Genomic DNA, 21,214 nt, shown 5'->3' on the forward strand with positions numbered 1-21,214 from the left:
GTTATAGTATGGATAATAACTTTGGTGTAATATCACGGGCCTCGGAAGCGATCCTGTACCTGATTCTGGCTACAATCGTTTCAGGAGTGGTTCTTGGAGTGATGAACGTTTCAGGCCCGTTTGAAGGGGTAGTTGCCTTAATTACAGATGTTCGCCTCTTGTTGATCCTGCTGGTTGGGACAGGAGTCGTCTTATGGGTCATAAGTCACGACCAATTTGGCAGCCGGTGAGACGCGGACACTCCCAGGGGTCGCACGTCGACAGAATCCGTTTCCCAAATATGCACACGAGAGCGAAGCCATCGTGTGCATATTGCCCGACGATCGACTCGAGTGAACCCGTAACCACTCTGGAAGTCTGATAGAAATTCGGTGGGTTTGCCCGATTTGACCCCGTTGAGTGAGGCGAAAAAACTAGGATTTGCCGGGTCGTGTGTACGAGTATGCGAATTCGAACTGACGGTGACTACGCTTACCGCGAAGACGCTATCAAACGAGCATCGGACTTCTACGACTGCAACAAGACGAAAGCCGTCGTCTCGGCCTGCGAAGACGTACCTAAACTCGTTGCAGCTGCTCGGCGGGTTCTCGAACGGGACGATCTCACGCACGAGCAACGTCAGGAGATCGCCGAGACACTGTCGACGCGAGTTACCAGCTTCGAGGTCGAGCAAACCGTCACTGTCGATCGGGACTAACGACCCACCCCTACCCCACCACCCCAGCCCTATGCGCGCGTACGCGAAGGGTAGCCCGACTGACTCTGTCTTATCAACGACCTCACGCCGAGTGCATCGTTAGTTCACAGCGCCCAAACGACGGGATGCATCCGCTGTGATAACGATATTCCGCTCCCGGAGGGCTACACCGCCGTCAGCCACGTCATTGAGAAGGTCGGCCAGATCGGTAAGATACTCTCGATTCCGCTGTTCCTGGATGCAGAGTGTATCTTTCCCTCGATAATTGACCGCTCGATGCTCGAGGTACGCGTCCACGAACTGCTCGCGAACAGCTGTTGGTGCGTCCTCGAGGTAGTCCGGCAGTGAGAGGTGCTGTTTTGCCTTTGGTCCAGTCGGAGCGCCCAACACAGCCAGTACACGCCCCAGGACTGTGCCATCGGTGGTGGGTCTGATTTCATCGGCGCGACCATCGCGATCGTCGACAACTGTGTACTCGACGTCGGCCAGCTCGAGCGCATCGACGACGTGGTTACCCTCGTCGTCGAGCGGGAACGACGGCTGGTAGTTATCAACTGTGATCGATCCACCGGAGAAGACGCTGGCGACGAGGGTGTTTAGCGGGTCGAATTCGGGATCGTCGTAGGTGCAGTTGAGCCAGCCGTAGTTACGAGCGGTCTCGATCGCATGGACTGGATTTGGTTTCGAGCCATTGAGCCATGGCCGGATACGACCACGCGGGAGTTCAAGCGCCGACGACACAGCACTTGAGCCTTCCTGGGGTTGCTCGCTCGCGTACCGAGTGACGCGCCGATAGTCTTCGACGGCATCGTAAGCGTCGGCGTAGGAGTGGCTGTGATAGGTGCGTGCGAGAGCGCGTTCCGATACTAACCCCGGACCAGGCGGCATAAATGAAAGCCAATCTATCCAATGGAAAAATCTGTTGATTGATTGAATATTCACTGCTAGCAAGGTCTATTCGAGAGGTTCTACGTCTGCTTGAACGGAAGTAAAAAATCCAATACAAGATAATCTTTGATTCAAGGAGTTACTGTAAGGGGTAATTATATACGGTAACCGTTCAAACGACTGACCGCATCACCACGGCAGTAAGAAGGGTGATTGGAACAGATGTGGTGGTTCCGTTCCACCAGCGGATGCGCTACGTCGCTGGTAGACGCCTTCAAACTGTCCATCGGTGCGTGAATCCATATGTTCGAACTCAATCACAAATTTGGAAGTGGCGAATCGTCCGATGAACGTGCTGTATCACCCGTTATTGGCGTGATACTGATGGTTGCCATCACCGTGATCCTTGCTGCGGTGATTGCAACCTTCGTCCTCGGTATCGGTGACGACATGCAGCAAGATCCCCAGGCAGGTGTCGACATTGACGACGCCGACGAAGAAGAAGTCACGGTATCGGTAACGTCGCTCGGAAATGCTGACGGTGTTGCACTCATTGACCCGGATGACGGGCACGTTCTACATGACGGTAAAGTTGTCATTGAAGACGATAACGGAGGGGACGACGACATTGAAATAGACCTCACTTCAGGGGATGACGCTGTTTTGGATGCGACTGGAACTGAAGTCACTGTTGAACTAAACGATGAGGCTTCTGAAGAAGATGAGCACACTGTAAACGTCGTTGCATACATCGGTGATGACGAAAGCATCACTACTGACAATGGCGAAGTGTTGGACGATCAAGTAGAAGCTACTGCAACCATCGGTGGCTTCGAAGTCGTCGGCTCCGCGGATGACGGCTAATCGAAGATAGCTACCCAACAAGACGATCCACCACGTCTTTTCGATTTTCCACCGGACTTCCGATAACCGTATTACTCAATGGAAAGGATTTCACTGGCTCCAAATGATCAGTTTGCCGCTGTCGCTTTCTCGTCGACAACGACTCGCGCGAAGTCCTGAGCATCGGCATACTGTTCGAGTTCACGAATCTCATCGTCGGACCAGCCCATATTCCGGAGTTCGTCGCAGGCTTCTTCGTGGCCTTCTTCACATGCTTCACGAGCCCGCTGCTCCGCTTGGCTTTCGGCTTGCTCGAGTACCGCGATACGTTCGTCTTCGGCGGCGTCTGTGTCGTCTTCGTCCAGCCGTTCGCCCTGAATCGACTCGCGATTCCGTTGGGCCAGATTCACGTGTTCTTCGGGCTCGAGTCGGTGGTCGTAGATCGCCATCCAGTCGTCGATACCTTCGTCCTGAATAGCGGCCTTGGCCGCTCGAGCGTGCATGACGTTCGTTTTCGTGAAGTCGATTCGGTTGCGTTCGGAGTCGGTCAGTGGCTCTTGCCCGTATCCTCCCGCGTCGGCCCGCGAGTCAGCTGCTTTCCCGGAGACGAGCGTTTGAGTTGACAAACTGGCGTCTTCTGCCAAGACGATCGTCGCCTCTCGTCGATCGTCGGTCGGTGCGAGTTCGTCGTCGTCGAGCTGGTCGCGGATCGCGTTCGCGACGTCGCGGTCGGCGAACTCGTGGCGTTGGGTGTTCCGGAATCGGGCGAGTCCGAAGCCTTCGTCCCGTAGTTGTGCTACCTCGTGGTCCTCGAGGTCGTCCGGGTCAACCTTGCCGACTGGCCCAAGGTATTCCCAGTGATGGCTGCCGTCGGAGTATTCTACTCGGTATGCGTACGGTCCTGAGCCGTTCACTCGGCGCGTAATGATGGTCCCCATCGTTGGTAAGCTGGTGGTGTCAGTCGTCCTCGAGTCGCGGGTCGGTGTCGCCGTCCCACTGGTCTCGGTGGTACTTGCAGAAGCCGCTCTCGTGGCTCGTGAGAGCGTTGCAGTCGTCACCGTCGCTCTTGACCCCACGGCAGACTACCTCGCTGCTCTCGCCGTTCTCGTTGTCCGTATCGTCCTGTAGCTCTTCCCAGTGGTCGACGAGTCTCCCGCGTCGGATCTGCTCGTGTGGGTTGTCCAGGTCGATCTCGAAGTGAGCGAAGTAGTTCGTATCCGCACCCCACACCGACGATTCCGGAACGTCCTGAAGACCCCGGAGTTTGAACCAGTGGTCGTCCTCGAGGTAGTCTTGCCAGCCGTCGTAGACGGTCGCGAGGTCGGCCATCCCCTCGTCGGCTTTCCCGTCTTTCTGAATCACGACGTCGCTCTGGGTCCGCAGAATCGCCGCAATGTCGGTGTCGTGCTCGTGGCCGATGACGAGCAAGCGCGTCGATCCACCCTTGCCCTTCCGAAGTGCGTTGATAAACCGACTGACTGTCTGGCGAACCTGCCCGCCGGGATTGGCGTGAGCGTTCATCGTCGTACTCCACTCGTCACCGATTACCAACTTCTCTCCCGGCGTATCCCGGACCCACTCGAGCATTTCGCTCATCGTCTCGACGAACGTGACGTCGTCCTGTTCGTCGGGGCCTTTGATGTTGGTCGCAATGGAGAGTTCCTCGTCGAACTCGGCGTGTAGCCGTCGACCGATATCGAGGGCTGCGACCGTCTTCCCAGTCCCTTTCTGTCCTTTGAGGAGGATCTGTTGGGCTGCCGGTTTGCAGGCGTTGATAAGTCGCGTGTAGCCGGTCGCGTCGATCCGTTGCTCACTCAACCCTGTCGCCGCATTCATCGACGGCACGTGACCTTTCTGGCGTGCCTTCCGGAGCATGTCGGTCTGACTCGAGCGGGAGACGAGCTGGACCAGCGGTGACGTGTCCTGCTCGAGGTCAGCGCGTTCCGCTGCGAGGATCAGGTTGCCGATCGACTCCTGGTCGGAGAGTACGGCGTCGATCGAGGCATTGACGTCACCCTCTCGAATCTGGTCGGCTAAGTCGGCTGCGTCGTATCCTCCCGAACTCATTGGTCTGGACTCTCCTTCTCGGTGGCTTCGTCGTCCGACTCGTCGAACTCTTCGTATTCGACGGTCTCCTCGTCGCTGTCACTCCAGTAGCCTTCGAAGCGAGTGCCACTGGCTGCTCGCTCGAGGATGTTGTCGGTCGGTGACTCGTCGACGGTGAGTGCCTGGCGCAGTTCGCGGTCGACCGATCGGGCGGCTCCGGTGTCGCTGGCGATCGAGATCGCGGGCATGGCCGAGAGCAGCGAGCGGAGCATCTTGCTCTCGTCGCGCAGAATCTCGCGGTTGCCGTCGATCTTCGACCGCTCGGAGATGAGTTCGATGTCGTCAGCAACGCCGGGCCAGGTGCCGGTCGCCTCGTTTTTCGCTGGGTTGAAGTCCTGGACGAAGTGGCACGGACCACCGGGTGCTTTCGAGTCGGTCATGCCGCCGTCGACGGTCATATCGGCGATCCGATCCGGAGCACCGCTGTAGATCGCAATCCCGTAGCTCTCGCCGTCCTGGTCGTCTCCCTCTTTCATGTCCTCGACGGCTTCGACCATCTCGGCGAGGCCGCCGTCAGCGCCCAGTGCCTCTTCGATTACGTCCCGTGCATCACAGGAGACGACGAACTCGCGTTCGGGGTTCCAGAGCCGGCGGGCGAGCATGTAGACGGGGACGATCGACAGCAGACACGTCAGGAGCGCACCGACTGTGATCACCCGCATGGCGTCACTCATCCCGTTCCAGATACCGACCGGTCCAGGGACGCGGCCGACGAACCAGAACGAGAAGTACATCGTCAGTATGCCCAGGAACACGAAGAGCGTCCGATTCTCGGCGATGGTTCGCTTGATCTTATCAACGAAGCCGTCGACGGGATCTTTCTCGACTTTGATGCGCTCTTCGCTGGTTAGCTCTTTGTACGTGTTCGAGTGCTTACGCCGGAGATTTGTGACGATCATCGACAATGCGATGACCGGCCCGATCATGCCGGAGACGGCCGCCCACTGGAGCAAAACAGTCGTCGGTTCGTGCTGGATGATCGTCAGTAGCCCCACGTCACCCGTGTACTGGTAGCCGTCCTGAGGCGTTCCGATCGTCACGATTTCGTCGTCTTGAATCCGAATCTCGATGGTTTCCTCGTCGGAGACTGTGGTCGTCGCGACGTCGAACTGTCCCTGTCCGGCTTTGCCAGCGTCCGAGACGGTGACGGTCTCGGAGCTATCGGCGTCGACCGTGACGTAGGCTCGGTCGCCGTCGAAGGTCACGTCCCGCAGCACAACGTCTGATCCAGCAAAGTCGTGAATGATTGCGTTCTCTGCAGCAGTTTCGTTCCCATCGTCGGCTACGACCGCGCCACTCGAGGCCGCGACGATCGCCACGGCCGCGACGGCCAGGACGACCAAGAACAGGACGAGTCGCTTCGTTGGTAAGTCACCGTTCGTCGTCGTGGATCTAGACCTGGAAAACATTGATGGTTAGAACGGGGAGAGTTCGGCGAGCATTTCCGAGACGATCGCTGCGCCGGCTCCGTCCTCGACGAGAACGAGATACAGGCCGACAACTATCAGCGCCGTGACGACGATCGCCTTCACGTCGATCACCCGCAATAGCGGCAACACGGTCAGTCGCCCCCCAGGCCGATCGCCGCCAGGAACGCCGCGCCCAGAGCAATCAGCCCATACAGGATAGCGTCTGAATCGTCATCGCCGGCTCCGATACCGCCCATACCGTCATCGTCGTCGGCCAACGCCTCCTCGTGCTCTTCAGCGACACGATCCAGATACTCCTGGAACTCACTCGGATCGTAGGTGTCGTACTGCGGGCGGTCCCAGTCGGCTTCGTAGTCGTCGTCAAGTACGTCTCCGTCACGATCGGTCATTTCGGTGATCTCGACGACTCCATGCCGGAGGTCGATCGTGTCACCAGATGGTGCATCGAAGGCAGTAGGACGGTAGAGAACACCGTCTACCCAGTCTTCGCTTTCAACAGCGAACCCTTCTTCAAAGTAGTAGTTTTCAACTACAGTATCAGCAACTTTCGTCGTGGAGCCATCGAGGATGTCCACGAGAAAGAGGCCTTCTTCTTCAGCGTTAGCAAGCACTGCTTCATTTCGTACCGTATCCACTATGTTAACCAACTCGGCTTCAACGTCGATCGACACTTCTTCGAGTTCTTCGCCAGTCTCGCCATCAATATGGATCAGCGTATTATCCTTTAGGCAGATCAGTTCCGTCTCATCTTCCGACAGAACAAACCCGTCAGGCTCGAGGTCACTTTCGAAGTCGTCGAGTCGATCGCCGTCGTAGTCCCACGCAGCAAGCTCTACCTCTCCGGTTTCACCGTAGTAGAGGCGTTCATGCTTTCCAGTTGCCGCAATACCACGCGGGCTGTTTTCACCAGTATTGTAGTCTCCGTACGCTTCACGAGTCCACTGAATACCATCTTCTGCATGGACGAAGAAGATAGATGTCTCGTCCGAGCTAGACAGACTCGCCGTGTCCGTAGCAGTTTGGAAGACGTGCTTGTTATCCCCCCAAGCCAGTGCCTCGCCTTCGCTGTTGTCGCCTTCGTAGCTTGCGGTGGTGTTCAAATCGTCTTCGAAGTCGTAGACTTTGATCCCTTCGTGTTCGTCATGTCCGCTTTCAGTGAAGGAAACAGCAACGTACTGGCCGTTCGGGGAGAACGCAATATCCGCACACCCTTCACTGGTAAGCTGTTCTTTCTCTCCACTTTCGAAGTCGTAGACGAACGCTCCCGAGCTATCAGTTACAGCAACAGCTTCGAGATCGGGGTGAACTGACGCCGCTCTTGGAGTAAGGTCGGGGTCACGAAGCGGTGTCCAGGTATTCGTCAGCGTAGTCAGTTGAAACTCGCCATCAACACGACCGGCAATCAACGGGTTCGTCAGGTACTTCGAACCCGTAGAAAGCGTCGTATCGGGGCCTGTCTCGGTGAATAGTTGGCCCTCAATCTCAGTTTCGTCCCGATCGACAATCGACGACATTACGCCGAAGTTTTCACGAGAAACGGTAATATCGGTATATCCGTCGTAGTCCAGCGTCATGGACGCAACGTCTTCGAGGTCGGCACGCTCGAGGCCGAGGGTCGACAGAAGCGCCATCTGATACCGGCTTTCGGTCGCATCCGTCGACCCGCTCAGATGCTCGGCCAGACCCTCGATGCCCCGGAGATCGGATGGATCGATCAATCCGTCGTCCAGGGCGTCGAACAGAATATCGATCAAATCCACGTCATACGACGCCTTCACGTCGTCCGCGCCGGACTCGATCTCATCGAGCATGTCCGCCCAGTCATAGAGGATACCAACCGTCTCGCTGCCGAGATCAGTATCCGGCACGTTCTCGACTATGATCGCGCCGCCGAAGGTCGCCGTCTCTCCGTCGTCGGTCTCAACGTCGACGAACTCGCGCTCATCACTATCGTAGTGATTCAGCAACTCATCGGACATCGTAACCCGGAGTTCGTCGCCGTTATCCCACTTGTGGACGAACTCGGGCGAGTTGAACTCGTATTCGGCACCGCTGGGAAGCGTGATCGACGTCTCGACCAGCTCGCCAGTCAGATAACTCTCCTCGTGACTTGCGTCCCCCGAGTAGTCCGACTCAGTGACGACCCACGAGATGAACGTCTCTGACACGTCGTTATCACCATCCCGAGCAACGTCGGAGATCGAACCCAGTTGAGAGAGCGACGCGACTTTCGTTGCCGTCGCGTTGCGAGCGGACGTATTGTAGAACTCGTCAATCGCAACGAGCACGTCGTTGTACGTCTCAGTGGTGGATCGACCGTCCTCCCACGAATCGGCTAACTGGGACCGAGCCTCAATATTCGCCGTCATCCCCATGTCCTCGAGCCGGTTCGACAGCAGGATATTGGAGGCATTGCCCCACCACTCGCGGGCAAGCATCGCAGTGCCGTGCATGCTCACCATATCAGCGGTCGGATCACGATCAACATCGATAACGACTGGTCCGGCCGCATTCGCAAACGACCACAATACCGGGTCCGTCGCATCATACTCCGACCCGACACCACGCAGACTCTCGATAAGTCCGACAGGCCGATCGTCGTCATCGTCGTCATCGTCGGCCGTCGCTGTTCCAGACAGTCCGACAGTCACGCCAGCCACGGCCGCAGCCCTCATTGCATCCCGCCGCGTTAGTTCGGAATCGATACCGGTTCGGTCGTTCAGATCTTCAAGAGCGTTGTTACTCATTGTTTTGCGAAAATTGTGGGAAGTCAGATCATTGGGCTACTGTCCTCGAGCAGCCAGGCCGACGGCAGCGGCCAGCGCCGCGATCGCCACGACGACGCCGAAGCCAGGCGAGCCATCCGCGCCACCGATCCCGCCGACGAAGCCACCGTCGAGACGCGCCACGTCGTCGATATAGTCGTCGCCGTCGACAACAACCGCGTACTCGTCGCCGAACTCGAGCGAGCCGTAATCGTTTCGATCGAAGGTCTCGGCGAGAGTCTGCCCCTCTTCGCCGTCGATCACAGCCGACTCGACTACCTCGGCGTCGTCGCTTGCGTTCGCGTACTCGTCGGCGTCGTACCAGATCACGTCGGCTTCCGCGACCTCGAGTTCGCTGTCGTCGAAGTCCGCTGCGAACGCAACCTCAATCTCGAGGGGGTCGTCGCTGCTTTCCTTGGTGACGTTCTCCTCGAGATACTGTTCGGGGCCGTCGTCGGTTTCTTCGGCAGCGCCGACGGCGACCAGGCCGATTGAGAGGAACGCGAGCAGGCCGAGTACGGCGATCGTCGCGAGGAGGTAGCCCGCGATTCGGGTGGTTGTGCGGTTGTCCTCCGAGCCGGTCGCCCGTAGGTTATCAACGACCTGCATCGTTACGAGGGGTACTCCACGAGTCCGCCGGTCTCTGCGATGTCGTAGACGCCGAGCAGAAACGCCAGCGTCGCCAGCATGATCCCGTAGTCGGACCCGACGGCTTCGAACAGCGTCCAGTCCATCAGGGCGTACGGGAGCCAGAGGATGGTGAATAGCGCCAGTACGCCCGAAACGATCAGTTGGGGTGTCGAGTTTGCCATACGCGTCCGGGGCTCCGACGCTACCCCACGAAAACCTGGGCCAATCGCTGGCAATACCTTGGTAAAACAGATAGTCACCAACCTTTATGCCAAGGCGGGTTGCCGCCCCGAACATGGCGCTGAACAAAATCCGTCAGTTGGACCGGAATTCATACGGGATCACGCTCCCGAAAGACGATCTTCGTGTCGAGGGGCTCCTGGACGAGAACGGCGAGCTGAAGAATGAACACCACGTCCACATCCGGCACGATGGAGATGGGGAATGGACTCTCGAGCGGGTCGAAGGAATTGACGTAGGTGTGAATTAGAACCTAACCGAACAAACAATAGTATTTTAGTTCGCGAAATCGAGTGTCGCCTGCTTAGCATAGCCCCCGATCTCTGACCGTTTCTCGTTGAATTTTTCTGGAGTCATCGCTCCACACCGTAATTCGTAGATTCGTTCTCTGTCTCCTTCAGTAAGTTCGTCGTTGTAGACGCTCTCCCTCAAATAGTAGCCAAGGGCCTCGCCGAGGTATGGGGGAACTGCGTTCCCGATCTGCTGCCGGACTGAGACAAGTCCGCCATCGAAACGGTACGTATCAGGAAAAGTTTGTAATCTCGCGCCCTCACGTGGCGTAAGTCCACGATCTTGGAATGGGTGAATACACCTTGCGCTCGAGGGCTTCGACATATTTGAGGTTATCGCAACTGCTGGTTCGTCTGACTTGAGACGAGAATAAGAATTATGATAGCCTGACGAAGGTTGCAACTCGTCGGGGATAGCCGTCCGGTTCCCACCATCAGGGATGTGAGAGATCATTTCGACCATATCCTGTGAATGGCTCGCAGCAATGTGATGACTCAGTTCGTCACTGCCGTTTCGGAGATCTTTTTGGAGGAGAGTTCGGGGTTCTGTATCGTACTCGGTAATCTCTTCACCGGGTCCAACTTCGGGAAGATCGCCGATACCATCCATTACACCTGGAGTTTCTACAGGGTTCAGTTCGAACCCGTCAAACGGATGCTCACGGACATCTTTTCTCGTTGCGATCGCGACGAGTCGACGACGGTGTTGAGGAACACCGAAATCGGATGAGTTGATAACTCTATGAGTCACGTCGTACCCGATAAGATCGAAGGACTTCTCGACGGCTTCTAGGAACTTCCCACCAGCAGTGTTCTGGATTCCACGGACGTTCTCGAAGAGAGCGGCTTTCGGCTCAAGCTCATTAACCCAGCTGATGAAATTTGTAAAGAGGTGGTTTCGATCGTCAGACCCGTCGGGACTCACGACCTCTGAAAATCCCTGGCAGGGAGGACCACCCGCCACTAGGTCAATAGATCTCTGGTCGACGAGGTCAATGATCTCGTGATTGTCAACGTCACGGATATCTCCGGTGATATCGTCCGGAGACATGCCGTCTCGATTTCTCGCGAATGTGGACCGTGCGTCTTCATCAACCTCAACTGCGTGCACTAATTCGAACCCAGCCTTCTCTAATCCGATAGAGAGTCCTCCTGCGCCGGCAAATAGATCAACGTAGGTAAGATTCCGTTCAGCCATCTATTGGAGACTGCTGCCTAACCATATTTAATCATTTGCCTCGCATTAGTGTCGCGGAAAGTTCTATTTCGATAGAAAGTTCTTTGTCAGATGTATTACTGAGATATACATTATGGACAACGGTTTCGTCTCAATCGCAAAACGGGCAGCGAATTTGGACCAATACTGTTAGAATTGATACTATCGATATGAGTGCTGATATCACTGACGACGAGCAAGAGCGAATTGAGGAGTTTCTCTCAAAATACTTTGATCGGGATCACAATCAACGTCTTTCTTCTTTTGATGAAGAAGAAACGGAAGAATCCTCGATTGATGAGGCTGAAGAGATCAAGTCAGTCGTTGATCGAACGAGAAACATCTACGACGAGCGCGGAAAGGGCTATTTGGGACTGGCACTGTGTTTCGTTCTCTCTGTTGAAGATCTCTCACAGGAAGATCCCTGGCTTGACGAATTTAACCCCGGACTTGACTGGGAAGACGACATTCAGCCCAGATACGAACAAAAAGGAATTGACTATCGGACCGACCAGAATATAGACACCCTCACGCTCAGAGACAACGATCAGGAAGTCGGAATCCGGGGCCGGATTAACGATATCGGCGACTTTTTCCATCAAACGATGAACCGGACTAATTTCCCGAATGCTCCTGGTCACTATACCGGGAATTGGCGCGACCACATCGAAATCCTTGAATCGGCATTTTCTCTCTCTCAATCGGGACGTCGTGAATCCGCGGAGCGGATTATCGAACTTGGGCTTGATTGCCTACAGTCGAAAGACTATCCAAAACGAGAACCCGCCTTCTCACAGCCATTCCTTGAGATATTGAACAACTACGAGCGCAAGCACGACAATGAGATGGGGGGATTGGCCTATCAGGCAATGGTGTATGGATACGCAACGGCGGAGTGGCCGCACCTCTCACTGCGTGCGAGTAGCGTTCGAACAGGCTCTTCACGTCAACACCGGTTCGGTGACATAGACGGGTATCACGGGCCAGATCTAATGATATCGATCGAAGCCAAAGATCGAATTATCGACGAGGACGATATCGATACCGAGCTCGGAACGATGATGAAGTTGGCCGAGCGATCGACGACAATCTCGATCGCAGTCTGTAAAGAGGTCGAAAAAGAGGCTCGAGAAATTCTGCAAGAGGAGGACGTGAAGGTGATCACCGACAAGGATCTCACGATTCAACTTCGAACTTGGGACTACCACAAGCAGAACCTCGCTCTGCAGGGAATGGTCCACTTTCTCGAGCATATTGAAGAGAATCCGACAGCCACTCGACGGTTGTTACGATTTGTGAAGAATGTCGATCCAAATAATTCAGCATTAGCCCACCTTGATGGAGAAGATGGCAGTAGTTAGTACTCTTGTTGAAAGAAATTACAGTATTTAGTTAAAACAATCAGTATACCGTGTATTTTCGACGTGAGAATCTGTTTTCCTAAGTGCAAGAGTGCAAGATTATGTTGTGTTGAATGCTTTTTATTCAGTCCTCGGGACAGAGTAAACTGTGGTGTGAAGGAACTCTTTGAGCTACGATTGGTTATGTGAGCGTGTCATAGAAAGCGTCACGTACGAAGCAGCAGGGTGCGCGAAGTGTGTCCAACACAAGCGCACCCCTGCAAGACGTAACTTCGGTAGACGACTTCTTGAATGTCGCGGCTACCGAAACAGTACCGCTGTTCGAGCACCTTGAGTTCGAGTTTCTGCTGGACTACGACGTGTTCGCCCCCTCGAAGCGGGGGCGAACACGAGTTCACCAGTCGCCAGACCTCTTTCGCGGCTTTCTACACTGCTACTACAAGGACATCTACGGCACACGTCCGGTTGCACGAGAACTCCAGCACGGCCTCGTCTGGTTCTACTGCGGACTCAACAAACCACCATCCAGAGACACGATTGACCGGTTTCTCACCGACCTTGAACACGTCATTGACGATGTCTTCGATAGGCTTGTCGAGCAGGCCGCCGCCCGCGGCCTGCTCGACTCCACCTACTCCATCGATTCGACCCACATCGAAGCGATCCAGTACAACGACGCTGCGTCGTGGAACTACGATCCAACAGCCGAAGAACACTACTACGGCTTCGGCTGTACGATCGTCTCAACCGGCGCAAAGATCCCGATAGCAGCGGAGTTTACACCGGCCAAACAAGCAGACTAAGAGACGGTGATGCGCGTCACCCGTGACGCGCTCGCCGTCGATACACCGATCTGGATGCTTGGAGACAGCGCCTACGACATTCTCGATTGGCACGACCACCTGCTGGCTGCAGGGGTCGTGCCAATCGCTCCGTACAACCCGCGAAACACTGACGACCCGAAAGACATCGAGTACAGGGTCGAAGACCGCATCGAGGAACACAGCGAGGACGTTCAGCTGAAGCAGTCCATCTTGGATGAGACGTACAACAACCGGACAGGAGTCGAACGAACCAACGATGCAGTCAAGGACTGCGGCCTCGGGCACGTTCGCGCCCGAGGCCGCGTCCACGCACGAACAGAGGTGTTCCTTACTCTATGTTTCTATCCGTCTTTAGCTAAGCGAAGAACCACGTGACAGCAGCGGCTTATCGAGACATCTTTTCGAGAGGAATGAGGAGGCAACGGCTGTGTCCACCAATGCCTCCTCATCTCGGATTATGCGTCGGCTCACTACACTGTTTCCCTCTGAGTTCCTCGAAGAGCACGCCGAGGAACTCGGCGTGATCGAACGCGACCGCAAGCTCCAGATCCCTGCCCTCGTCTGGGCATTCGTGTTCGGCTTCGCCGCAGGCGAAAGCCGAACACTCGCTGGCTTCAGACGCAGCTACAACTCGACAGCTGATGAGACGATCTCTCCCGGCGGCTTCTATCACCGGTTGACGCCGTCTCCCGCAGAGTACTTCCGCGACCTCGTCGAGCGTGGCCTCGACGAGGTCGCTGTCCCTGACACTGTTGACGCCGATATCGACCGATTCAAGGACGTGATGATCGCTGATGGAACCGTCCTGCGGTTGCACGAGTTCCTTGCCGATGAGTACGAAGCTCGCAAGGAGGAGCAGGCTGGAGCGAAGCTCCACCTGCTCCACAATGCCACTGAGCAGACGATAGAACGTCTCGACGTGACTGACGAGAAAACGCACGACAGCACGTTGTTTCACACAGGATCGTGGCTCGAAGATCGGCTCGTTCTGTTCGACCGAGCCTACTTCAAGTACCGCCGCTTCGCGTTGATCGATGAGAACGACGGCTACTTCGTGAGTCGGCTGAAAGAGAGCGCAAATCCGGTCGTAACGGAGGAATTACGGGAATGGCGCGGGCGCGCCATTCCCTTGGAAGGTGAGCAGATCCACGATGTTGTGGATGATCTGCACCGCGAGTACATCGACGTGGAAGTCGAAGCCGAGTTCGACCGAAGACCGTACGGAGGAACGCAGTCACGCGATACGAAGCGGTTTCGCGTCGTCGGCGTCCGCAAAGAGGACGCCGACGACTACCACCTGTACATCACGAATCTCCCGAGAGAGGAGTTCCTGCCGTCGAATCTAGGGACGATCTATCGGTGTCGGTGGGAGGTGGAGTTGCTGTTTCGGGAGTTGAAGACGCAGTACGAACTGGACGAGTTCGACACGACAAAGAAGCATGTTGTCGAAATTCTGCTGTACGCGGCGTTGCTGTCACTGCTCGTGAGTCGTGAATTGCTCGATCTGGTCACCGAACAGGCGGACGGTGAGATCGTGTTTCCGCCGGAACGCTGGGCGGCGACCTTCCGGTCGCACGCCCAGCTCATCCTCCACGAACTTGGCGAATATCTTGGCTACTCGCCGCCACCGCTGCTTGACCGACTGATCGACGACGCACAGAAGATCCACCAGCAACGCCCAGTGTTACAAGAGACGCTCGCTACCGCTACGCAACCGAGGTGTGAGTCTTAGCTAAAGACGAATACTCTATGTCTCCGGCTCGTTGTTGCAATCACCAACTACGAGCGAGGAAACGAACCGGGCTGTGAGAAGCTCTGAAATTGAGTCTATGACACGCTCTATGTTCCAATCTTCTGAGCGATTTGATTCGAGGGGTCGTGTGCATTACTGACTGTCCTCGAAAGTTTCTCAGCAAACTCTAATTGATTTCCACCGAGACGCCGTTTCCAGACGGGTTCGCCGTCTGGCGTTTGTAGTTCGATATATACACTGTCGTCTGGTGTGTCATATGCTTCTATGAACAACGCTATTCCAACAAGCCCCACACAGACCCCGACCATGACGAGAGTGACTTCTACGATGTTACTGTCGAACTGTCCAATAAGAGCGAAGGAGATGATGGCGAGAAACAATGAGACTATTCCATACGCAAGCCTCTCCTGATCCACATCGGGTGTCTTTTGATGTTCGATTTTTGCTCTACTGACCTGATCAAGATATACCGAATTGACGGTTGTCTTGCTATTGTCTCTGCCTGTCGTCTTGAGCGATATCAGCTGTCTATTCGTCAATACACCCGCTTCCGACTGGGTTTGATAACCGTCTATTGTAGTTTCGTTAGAATCAATGAAGGACTCGAGCCTACTATATTGCTGCTGAGTTCCCATTAAAGGCTATACCTGTCGTCACAAAATCATACTTATGGTTATTATTAATGTTGATAACAGTGGGGTCGGATGTTATCTGAACAGACACTCAGTTATGAGGGACACCTACGGAAGGTTTCGGATGGTTTTCGACATCAAGTTCACCTTCGAGGTACTCTTCTCCTTGATGGGTTATCTCGTACATATTGCTGTCTTCGACAACGGGAGCGATCAAGCCGACTTGAACAAGCAACTGACATCGCTCTTTGATCCGCCTACGTGTTGCATGAAACTTGATAGTACGAGAGATGTGCCGTGGTGTCGACCAGGTGTCCTCTGCTAAGTGTTCGAGTATTCGTTCGTCGAGAGTACACATCCAGCGGGCGGGCTTTCGATTCATTACGTTTCAGAGGTCTCACTTGCAGTAGGACCACTTATCGAGCCGTTCTCGTTCAGGTAGACTTCATTTTCAGCATCATATTCCTCGTCGAGATAGGCCTTCCCTCGGTCGGTGATGGTGTAAACACCGTTTCCGAGGGGTCTAAGGAGGCCATGTTCGGCGAGTTTCTGACATCGACGAGAGACGGACGGTTGAGAGATGCGTATTCCATCCCGTTCAGCGAGATCGCCGACACGCCCCGCATCTTCCTCACGGATAATCTCGAGAATGCGATCGTCCCAGATCGTCATCCACGTTCCCGACTGCCTCATTGTAATACACTACAGGATAGATCAACCTATTATTCAGGAATTAGTTGACTCTGTCTATCTGAGTCAGATATGATTTAGCGATACATTTTTGTATAGCTAATTCATTATGAGTGGTACGGAGCTGTCAGTTGGGCTGAAGATGGCTCTTGTTGGCAGGTGAAGACGGGCGGCGCTGGCACGCCACCCAGAAGGTAGCTCCGTGGATCAGGTCATGAACTACGGAACTTCCGTGGGGCGTACGCCCCACGCACGGCAAGAGGCATCACCCACAAATAGGTCTGACGCTCGGTGTAGCTGCGGCGCTCGAGCGGACGGCTACGACGTCCAACGCGACGAACCAGTGTGTACTGGTTGCGCGATTGACGACCACGTAGTCACTCGGGACGGGGAGGAGGTGGCCTAAGATGGGCGACTACGGCCTCTACTCCTGCGACACGCCCGGCTGCGACAACCTCAAAGAAGTCGTCACGCCCGACGGCTACGTCTGTCACGACTGTTCGGACGAGCTGGCGGAAGGGTACGAAGCGGAACCCGAACTCATCGCCGACGGCGGCACCGCGTGGGGCGACCTCACCGGTTTCCAGCGTGACGTGCTCGAGGCGATCGCCCAGCTCGAGCGCACCGACGACGATTCCTACGGTCTTGCGATCAAGGAACGCCTTGAGCCGCAGTACGGCGAGGTTCTCCACGGGCGGCTGTACCAGAACCTCGATGCGCTCGTCGACGACGATCTCCTCGAGCGCGACGACATTGACGGTCGGACGAACAGCTACACGTTGACAACTGCGGCTGCAGCGATGCTCGAGGAGAGTATCTACCGACGCGCCGACGCCTGTGGGCTTCAGGTCGCAGCTACGGACGGTGGTTTCGATGAGTGACGAAGCCCGCGTGACGGGCCTGTGTCCGACCGTCGACGGCTACGTACTCGCCGAGCGAGACGGCGACGAAGCGACGTGTCTCATCTGTGGCGAAGCGGTCGAACCCGTCCACCCCGAGACCAGTGGGGGTAACAACACGAACGGTCTCGAGGGAGACGGGACGAACCGCAATCCGGCCATTCAGCCCGAACGAGACGATGTCGAACGTCGGAGGCCGTACGCCGTCTACGGTAACGGAGCTGCCGAGCAGGCAATCGACGCGATCACCGAAGAACGCATCCTTCGGCTTCACTTCGATGGCGACGAGGTGCCGTTCTACGCCGATCACCGCCGAACCGACGACGGACTCCGGTACGCCCGTGATGGATTCCCGCGGTTCGACACCTCGCCTGCAGAGATCGGCTACGGCATGGCGAACGCCGTCTTCTACGAGTTCGTCCCACTCGAGGAGAGCCTCTTTGCCAACGACGGAGGTGACGCATGAGCGACGATCTCGAGCCACTTGCGCCCGACGAAGCACTCGACATGTGGATCGATCGTCTCGAGGCCACACGAGCGGACGCGACACTTGAGAGTTACCGTTATCGGATGGAATCGTTCGTTCAGTGGTGTGAAGACGAGGGAATCGACAATCTCAATGACCTCACGAGCCGTGACATCTTCCGATTCGACTCGAGCCGCCGGAGTAAGGGGCTGTCAGTCGCTACGTTGAACACGCAACTCGGGACGCTGAAGCTGTTCATTCGCTTCTGTGCCCGACTCGACGCAGTGCCGAACGAACTCCCGGCGAAAGTCGAAGTGCCGTCTGTCGAACTGGCCGACCGAGTGAACGACGAGCTGCTCTCTGCCGAGCGAGCCGAGACGATTCGTGCGGAATTGCACCGATACAAGCGGGCATCCCGCCGACAGGCGATGTTCGAACTGCTGTGGCACACGGGGTGTCGCCTCGGTGGGCTCCGGGCACTCGACCTGGACGACTGTTTCTTCGAACAGGACGACCTCGAGCGACTTCGCCACCAGGACGACATAGATCACGAGGCACTCGAGAACGTCGACCCGCCGTTCGTCTACTTCCGCCATCGGGAGGGGACGCCGCTGAAGAACAAGCAGGCGGGTGAACGCCCTGTTGCACTCTCGCAAGAAGTTGCCGATTGCGTGCAGGAGTACATCGACGTGAATCGGGTCGAACGCGACGATGAAAACGACCGTCGGCCGCTGTTCGCGACCGAGAAAGGGGATCGCGGGCGAGTTTCGAAGGCGAGCATTCGCCGTGAGATCTACATCCTTACCCAGCCCTGTCGGTTCGGGTCGTGCCCCCACGACCGTAACCCGGAGACGTGCGAGGCATTGAAACACGGGTTCGAATCCAGGTGTCCCTCGAGTCGGTCACCGCATCCGATTCGAACTGGTGCGGTAACGCACATGCGAGACGAAGGCTGGCCGCCTGAAGTCGTCGCAGAGCGAGTGAACGCTACCCCTGAAGTGATCAGGGAGCACTACGACCACCCCGACCCGATCCGGCGGATGCAGTCGCGCCGAGACTTTCTCGCGGAGGACCCAGAATGAGCAGCCCCATCCGGCATATTGTGCGTACCGCTCGAATCGTCGCGCTCGGCGGTCCCACTTCGAATTATCTAACTGGTGAAATTCGATATCGAAAGGTCGTGTTGTTCCAAATTTCTCGGGGCGTTCTTACGAGCAAATACGGGGAGCGGGTGAACTGGTAGAGTTTGACAGACCTACAGACACTGAGTCTGATTCTTTCTCTCGTCCCCGAGCACATGCGGCAGTAATGAATCAGCTTGCCGATGTCAAGAATTCTAATTCGGACCGATCTGCCGACCGCGGGACACTGTATGATCAGTCTCGGATTATCGCTGCGAGTTCCGTTGCCGTCGAATCTGACGACTGCATGCCGGTGTGCGGTGCTGATCACGCAGTGACTCTACGTCCCGGTAGATGGCGTCGTTCAAAGTCGCTGGTTCTAACAGGGTGGGCGGGCTGGTGTGCTGGTCGGCAAGGCCTGGTCGTCGTTTTGGCGACCGGTTCGAACTGCGAAGTAGCGTGTGTTGGTCCTCGGATATCGGCAGCTGTGGCCGCTTCGAGAGGGTTTCACGCGGTCTTAGATTTCGGAGCGTTCGCGTTCGTCGTCTGGACTGGGGACGGACACGCTACTTTCGAGCACTTCGAACGTCTCACAGCCACAGGAACACTCCACGCCGGTCCCGATCGGTCGGATCGATCCATCAGACCACACCTGGACTGCGAGGGCGTTTCCACACTCCGTACAGATCGCTGCGGCCCGCTGCGGTTGCTCACCCATCGATCTCCCTAAACTGCCGGGCTTCATCAACGTTTTTCAAGTTTCGTGATCGGTCGCGAGCGACGACATTCGGCGGCTCGAGGGAGTCTACGGTATCGGGGGATTTATTCACCGGCCGTCGCATCCAGTGCACATGACGGTCGTTCTCGCAGGGATCGGTGCCGACAGCACTAACCTCGGCGCGTTAGGGCCATTGTACGACGACGGACAGTTCGAGTACGTTCCGATCCCTGAGAAAACCCGGGAAACAACCGAGTCCGAAACGCTCGGTTCCTGGAAGTTCCGCAACGACGATCGTACTGCGGCCGATCTCACGACGCGGATCAAGCCACAGCCGATTCAGGAAGACGAGCGAGTCGTCACCGGCGACGACCTCGAGTCCTGGCCGCTCCATCGCGATCCCAACTTCGAGACGCTCACCTACGGTGAACATCGCACGAGTGGCTACGTCTCCCGGCTACGGGCACTCGGTCCTGGAGATGTCGTCGGCTTCTACGCCGGACTACGCCGTCCCGAAGGTGACCGCGCCCATCGCTATCTGATCGGCTACTTCACGGTCGACGCAGTCGACGTCGTCACTCCTGAAACGCCGCCCGACGAACGGGCAGCCATCCTCGAGACTCACTCCGACAACGCACACGCAAAGCGGGTACGTGACGGCGACCTCTATCTCGAGAAGACGGTCGTGATCGTCGCCGGCCGCGAGCCGGGTGGACTCTTCGACCGCCACCCGATCCGACTCAGTGAGTACTACGTGAAGCCGGGGAACGAGCGGCCGCAGTACTACCTCCGCGACGAGATTGGAGACGGCTGGAACGTCACTGCCGGTGGCGAGAACATGATGTTCAAGCCAGCCTACCGCTGTGAACTGTCAAGTGACGAGTTCGTCGACCGTGTCGGAGTGCCGGGCGACCGTTTGGGCGAGCTATTGGAGTCGGTTTCGGCCGACGAGTGATCAGGCGACCCAGTCAGTTTCTTGTAGTGATAGGTCGAACTCTCCGAGAGTGACGGACGATCGCCCTCATTCCAGACACGATCGTGTGAATCGCCACCCGACATCCGGCCCACGGAACTCGCTTGCACACTGGACGGACGCGAAGAATCCGCTGCGAGTCGCGTACAACTACGTATTGGTGTGGCTTGCCCGAATCTCGCCGAGCCTGCGATTGCGGCGATGGGCCTTGCGCCGAATCGGCGTCAGCGTCGGGTCCGGCGTCTCCTGGGGGCTCGAGGCGACGCCGGACGTCTTCTGGCCGGAACTGATCACGCTCGAGAAGGATGTGATCGTTGGGTACGACGTGACGTTACTCTGTCACGAGTTTCTCCAGGACGAGTACCGCACGGGCGAGGTCGTCGTCGGTGAGCGGGCGATGATTGGGGCCGGTGCGATCGTACTGCCGGGTGTGGAAATCGGTGCCGACGCGCGAGTGGCAGCTAACTCGCTGGTGACGAGAGACGTGCCATCTGGAACCACTGTCGCGGGTGTACCAGCCTCGCCGATGGGTGCAGACGATTCGGCTGGGAGCGAGTAGTCACGGGTCGCAGCACGGGACGGATGCTGTACCGACTTCCCGGCGCAATTGCAGGATCGGACGAGCCGTGATCTACCGGGAGTAACTACCAGCGCTCCGTATGAGTAGTTGGT

At 56.6% G+C, this 21,214-nt stretch carries 21 protein-coding genes and 1 pseudogene; 11 read left to right on the forward strand and 11 right to left on the reverse strand.

What is annotated here, in order from left to right; genetic code table 11:
- Positions 1-442 precede the first annotated feature (442 nt).
- Complete coding sequence (locus NATGR_RS00750; protein WP_005579956.1) at positions 443-697, forward strand: DUF7692 domain-containing protein; 255 nt, start codon at positions 443-445, stop codon at positions 695-697.
- Between the two features lie 99 nt (positions 698-796).
- Here the strand turns inward: NATGR_RS00750 and NATGR_RS00755 are convergent, their stop codons facing one another.
- Positions 797-1,585 (reverse strand): hypothetical protein, encoded by a 789-nt coding sequence (locus tag NATGR_RS00755; RefSeq protein ID WP_005579957.1) that lies wholly within the window; start codon positions 1,583-1,585, stop codon positions 797-799.
- 303 nt (positions 1,586-1,888) lie between these two features.
- Between NATGR_RS00755 and NATGR_RS00760 the strand changes: the two genes are divergently transcribed.
- Complete coding sequence (locus NATGR_RS00760; RefSeq protein ID WP_005579958.1) at positions 1,889-2,449, forward strand: type IV pilin; 561 nt, start codon at positions 1,889-1,891, stop codon at positions 2,447-2,449.
- A 107-nt stretch (positions 2,450-2,556) separates the two neighbouring features.
- Here the strand turns inward: NATGR_RS00760 and NATGR_RS00765 are convergent, their stop codons facing one another.
- From NATGR_RS00765 to NATGR_RS00790, 6 genes are all read right to left on the reverse strand, one after another.
- Positions 2,557-3,366, reverse strand: a complete 810-nt coding sequence (locus NATGR_RS00765) for a hypothetical protein (RefSeq protein WP_005579959.1) — start codon at positions 3,364-3,366, stop codon at positions 2,557-2,559.
- A gap of 19 nt (positions 3,367-3,385) precedes the next feature.
- Positions 3,386-4,495, reverse strand: coding sequence for a hypothetical protein (locus NATGR_RS00770; protein ID WP_005579960.1), 1,110 nt, complete (start codon positions 4,493-4,495; stop codon positions 3,386-3,388).
- On the reverse strand, positions 4,492-5,877 hold the full coding sequence (locus NATGR_RS00775; RefSeq protein ID WP_005579961.1) for a hypothetical protein: 1,386 nt from the start codon (positions 5,875-5,877) through the stop codon (positions 4,492-4,494). The genes NATGR_RS00770 and NATGR_RS00775 overlap by 4 nt, the downstream gene beginning before the upstream one ends.
- Before the next feature lie 218 nt (positions 5,878-6,095).
- Positions 6,096-7,943, reverse strand: coding sequence for a hypothetical protein (locus tag NATGR_RS00780; protein ID WP_231990810.1), 1,848 nt, complete (start codon positions 7,941-7,943; stop codon positions 6,096-6,098).
- Between the two features lie 804 nt (positions 7,944-8,747).
- Positions 8,748-9,338 carry a PGF-CTERM sorting domain-containing protein gene (locus NATGR_RS00785; protein ID WP_005579963.1) on the reverse strand — a complete coding sequence of 197 codons (591 nt, stop codon included), beginning with the start codon at positions 9,336-9,338 and terminating at the stop codon, positions 8,748-8,750.
- Between the two features lie 2 nt (positions 9,339-9,340).
- Positions 9,341-9,541 carry a hypothetical protein gene (locus NATGR_RS00790; protein WP_005579964.1) on the reverse strand — a complete coding sequence of 67 codons (201 nt, stop codon included), beginning with the start codon at positions 9,539-9,541 and terminating at the stop codon, positions 9,341-9,343.
- 113 nt (positions 9,542-9,654) lie between these two features.
- Here NATGR_RS00790 and NATGR_RS00795 point away from each other — a divergent pair, with 113 nt between their 5' ends.
- A complete protein-coding gene (locus NATGR_RS00795; protein WP_005579965.1) occupies positions 9,655-9,849 on the forward strand; it encodes a hypothetical protein in 195 nt (64 codons plus the stop codon).
- A 26-nt stretch (positions 9,850-9,875) separates the two neighbouring features.
- On the opposite strand, the gene NATGR_RS00800 is transcribed toward NATGR_RS00795, so the two are convergent.
- Complete coding sequence (locus NATGR_RS00800) at positions 9,876-11,087, reverse strand: DNA cytosine methyltransferase (RefSeq protein WP_015233194.1); 1,212 nt, start codon at positions 11,085-11,087, stop codon at positions 9,876-9,878.
- Positions 11,088-11,275: 188 nt separating this feature from the next.
- On the opposite strand from NATGR_RS00800, the gene NATGR_RS00805 reads away from it, so the two are divergent.
- The 3 genes and pseudogenes from NATGR_RS00805 to NATGR_RS00815 all read left to right on the forward strand — a co-directional run bounded on the left by NATGR_RS00805 (position 11,276) and on the right by NATGR_RS00815 (position 15,022).
- Positions 11,276-12,466, forward strand: a complete 1,191-nt coding sequence (locus tag NATGR_RS00805; protein WP_005579969.1) for a hypothetical protein — start codon at positions 11,276-11,278, stop codon at positions 12,464-12,466.
- A 236-nt stretch (positions 12,467-12,702) separates the two neighbouring features.
- A pseudogene (locus NATGR_RS00810) lies at positions 12,703-13,665 on the forward strand (transposase).
- Between the two features lie 82 nt (positions 13,666-13,747).
- On the forward strand, positions 13,748-15,022 hold the full coding sequence (locus NATGR_RS00815) for an IS4 family transposase (RefSeq protein ID WP_015233195.1): 1,275 nt from the start codon (positions 13,748-13,750) through the stop codon (positions 15,020-15,022).
- A 107-nt stretch (positions 15,023-15,129) separates the two neighbouring features.
- Here NATGR_RS00815 and NATGR_RS00820 read toward each other — a convergent pair whose 3' ends face one another.
- Both NATGR_RS00820 and NATGR_RS00830 read right to left on the reverse strand, forming a co-directional pair.
- Positions 15,130-15,678 (reverse strand): PH domain-containing protein, encoded by a 549-nt coding sequence (locus tag NATGR_RS00820; protein ID WP_005579973.1) that lies wholly within the window; start codon positions 15,676-15,678, stop codon positions 15,130-15,132.
- Between the two features lie 378 nt (positions 15,679-16,056).
- On the reverse strand, positions 16,057-16,368 hold the full coding sequence (locus tag NATGR_RS00830) for a helix-turn-helix domain-containing protein (RefSeq protein ID WP_049887760.1): 312 nt from the start codon (positions 16,366-16,368) through the stop codon (positions 16,057-16,059).
- Positions 16,369-16,772: 404 nt separating this feature from the next.
- Here NATGR_RS00830 and NATGR_RS00835 point away from each other — a divergent pair, with 404 nt between their 5' ends.
- The 3 genes from NATGR_RS00835 to NATGR_RS00845 are packed head-to-tail and all read left to right on the forward strand — an operon-like array spanning position 16,773 to position 18,812.
- A complete protein-coding gene (locus NATGR_RS00835; protein ID WP_005579975.1) occupies positions 16,773-17,246 on the forward strand; it encodes a helix-turn-helix transcriptional regulator in 474 nt (157 codons plus the stop codon).
- A complete protein-coding gene (locus NATGR_RS00840) occupies positions 17,239-17,730 on the forward strand; it encodes a hypothetical protein (RefSeq protein ID WP_015233197.1) in 492 nt (163 codons plus the stop codon). The genes NATGR_RS00835 and NATGR_RS00840 overlap by 8 nt, the downstream gene beginning before the upstream one ends.
- Complete coding sequence (locus tag NATGR_RS00845; protein ID WP_005579977.1) at positions 17,727-18,812, forward strand: tyrosine-type recombinase/integrase; 1,086 nt, start codon at positions 17,727-17,729, stop codon at positions 18,810-18,812. Before NATGR_RS00840 ends, NATGR_RS00845 begins: the two co-directional genes overlap by 4 nt.
- Before the next feature lie 556 nt (positions 18,813-19,368).
- Here NATGR_RS00845 and NATGR_RS00850 read toward each other — a convergent pair.
- Positions 19,369-19,569: a hypothetical protein gene (locus NATGR_RS00850; RefSeq protein WP_005579978.1), complete on the reverse strand. Its 201-nt coding sequence runs from the start codon at positions 19,567-19,569 to the stop codon at positions 19,369-19,371.
- Between the two features lie 133 nt (positions 19,570-19,702).
- Between NATGR_RS00850 and NATGR_RS00855 the strand changes: the two genes are divergently transcribed.
- Both NATGR_RS00855 and NATGR_RS00860 read left to right on the forward strand, forming a co-directional pair.
- Positions 19,703-20,524: an Nmad3 family putative nucleotide modification protein gene (locus NATGR_RS00855; protein ID WP_005579979.1), complete on the forward strand. Its 822-nt coding sequence runs from the start codon at positions 19,703-19,705 to the stop codon at positions 20,522-20,524.
- Positions 20,525-20,573: 49 nt separating this feature from the next.
- A complete protein-coding gene (locus NATGR_RS00860; RefSeq protein WP_015233198.1) occupies positions 20,574-21,101 on the forward strand; it encodes an acyltransferase in 528 nt (175 codons plus the stop codon).
- The last annotated feature ends 113 nt before the right edge of the window (positions 21,102-21,214 follow it).

Source organism: Natronobacterium gregoryi SP2, from assembly GCF_000230715.2.
Taxonomy (GTDB): Archaea; Halobacteriota; Halobacteria; order Halobacteriales; family Natrialbaceae; genus Natronobacterium; species Natronobacterium gregoryi.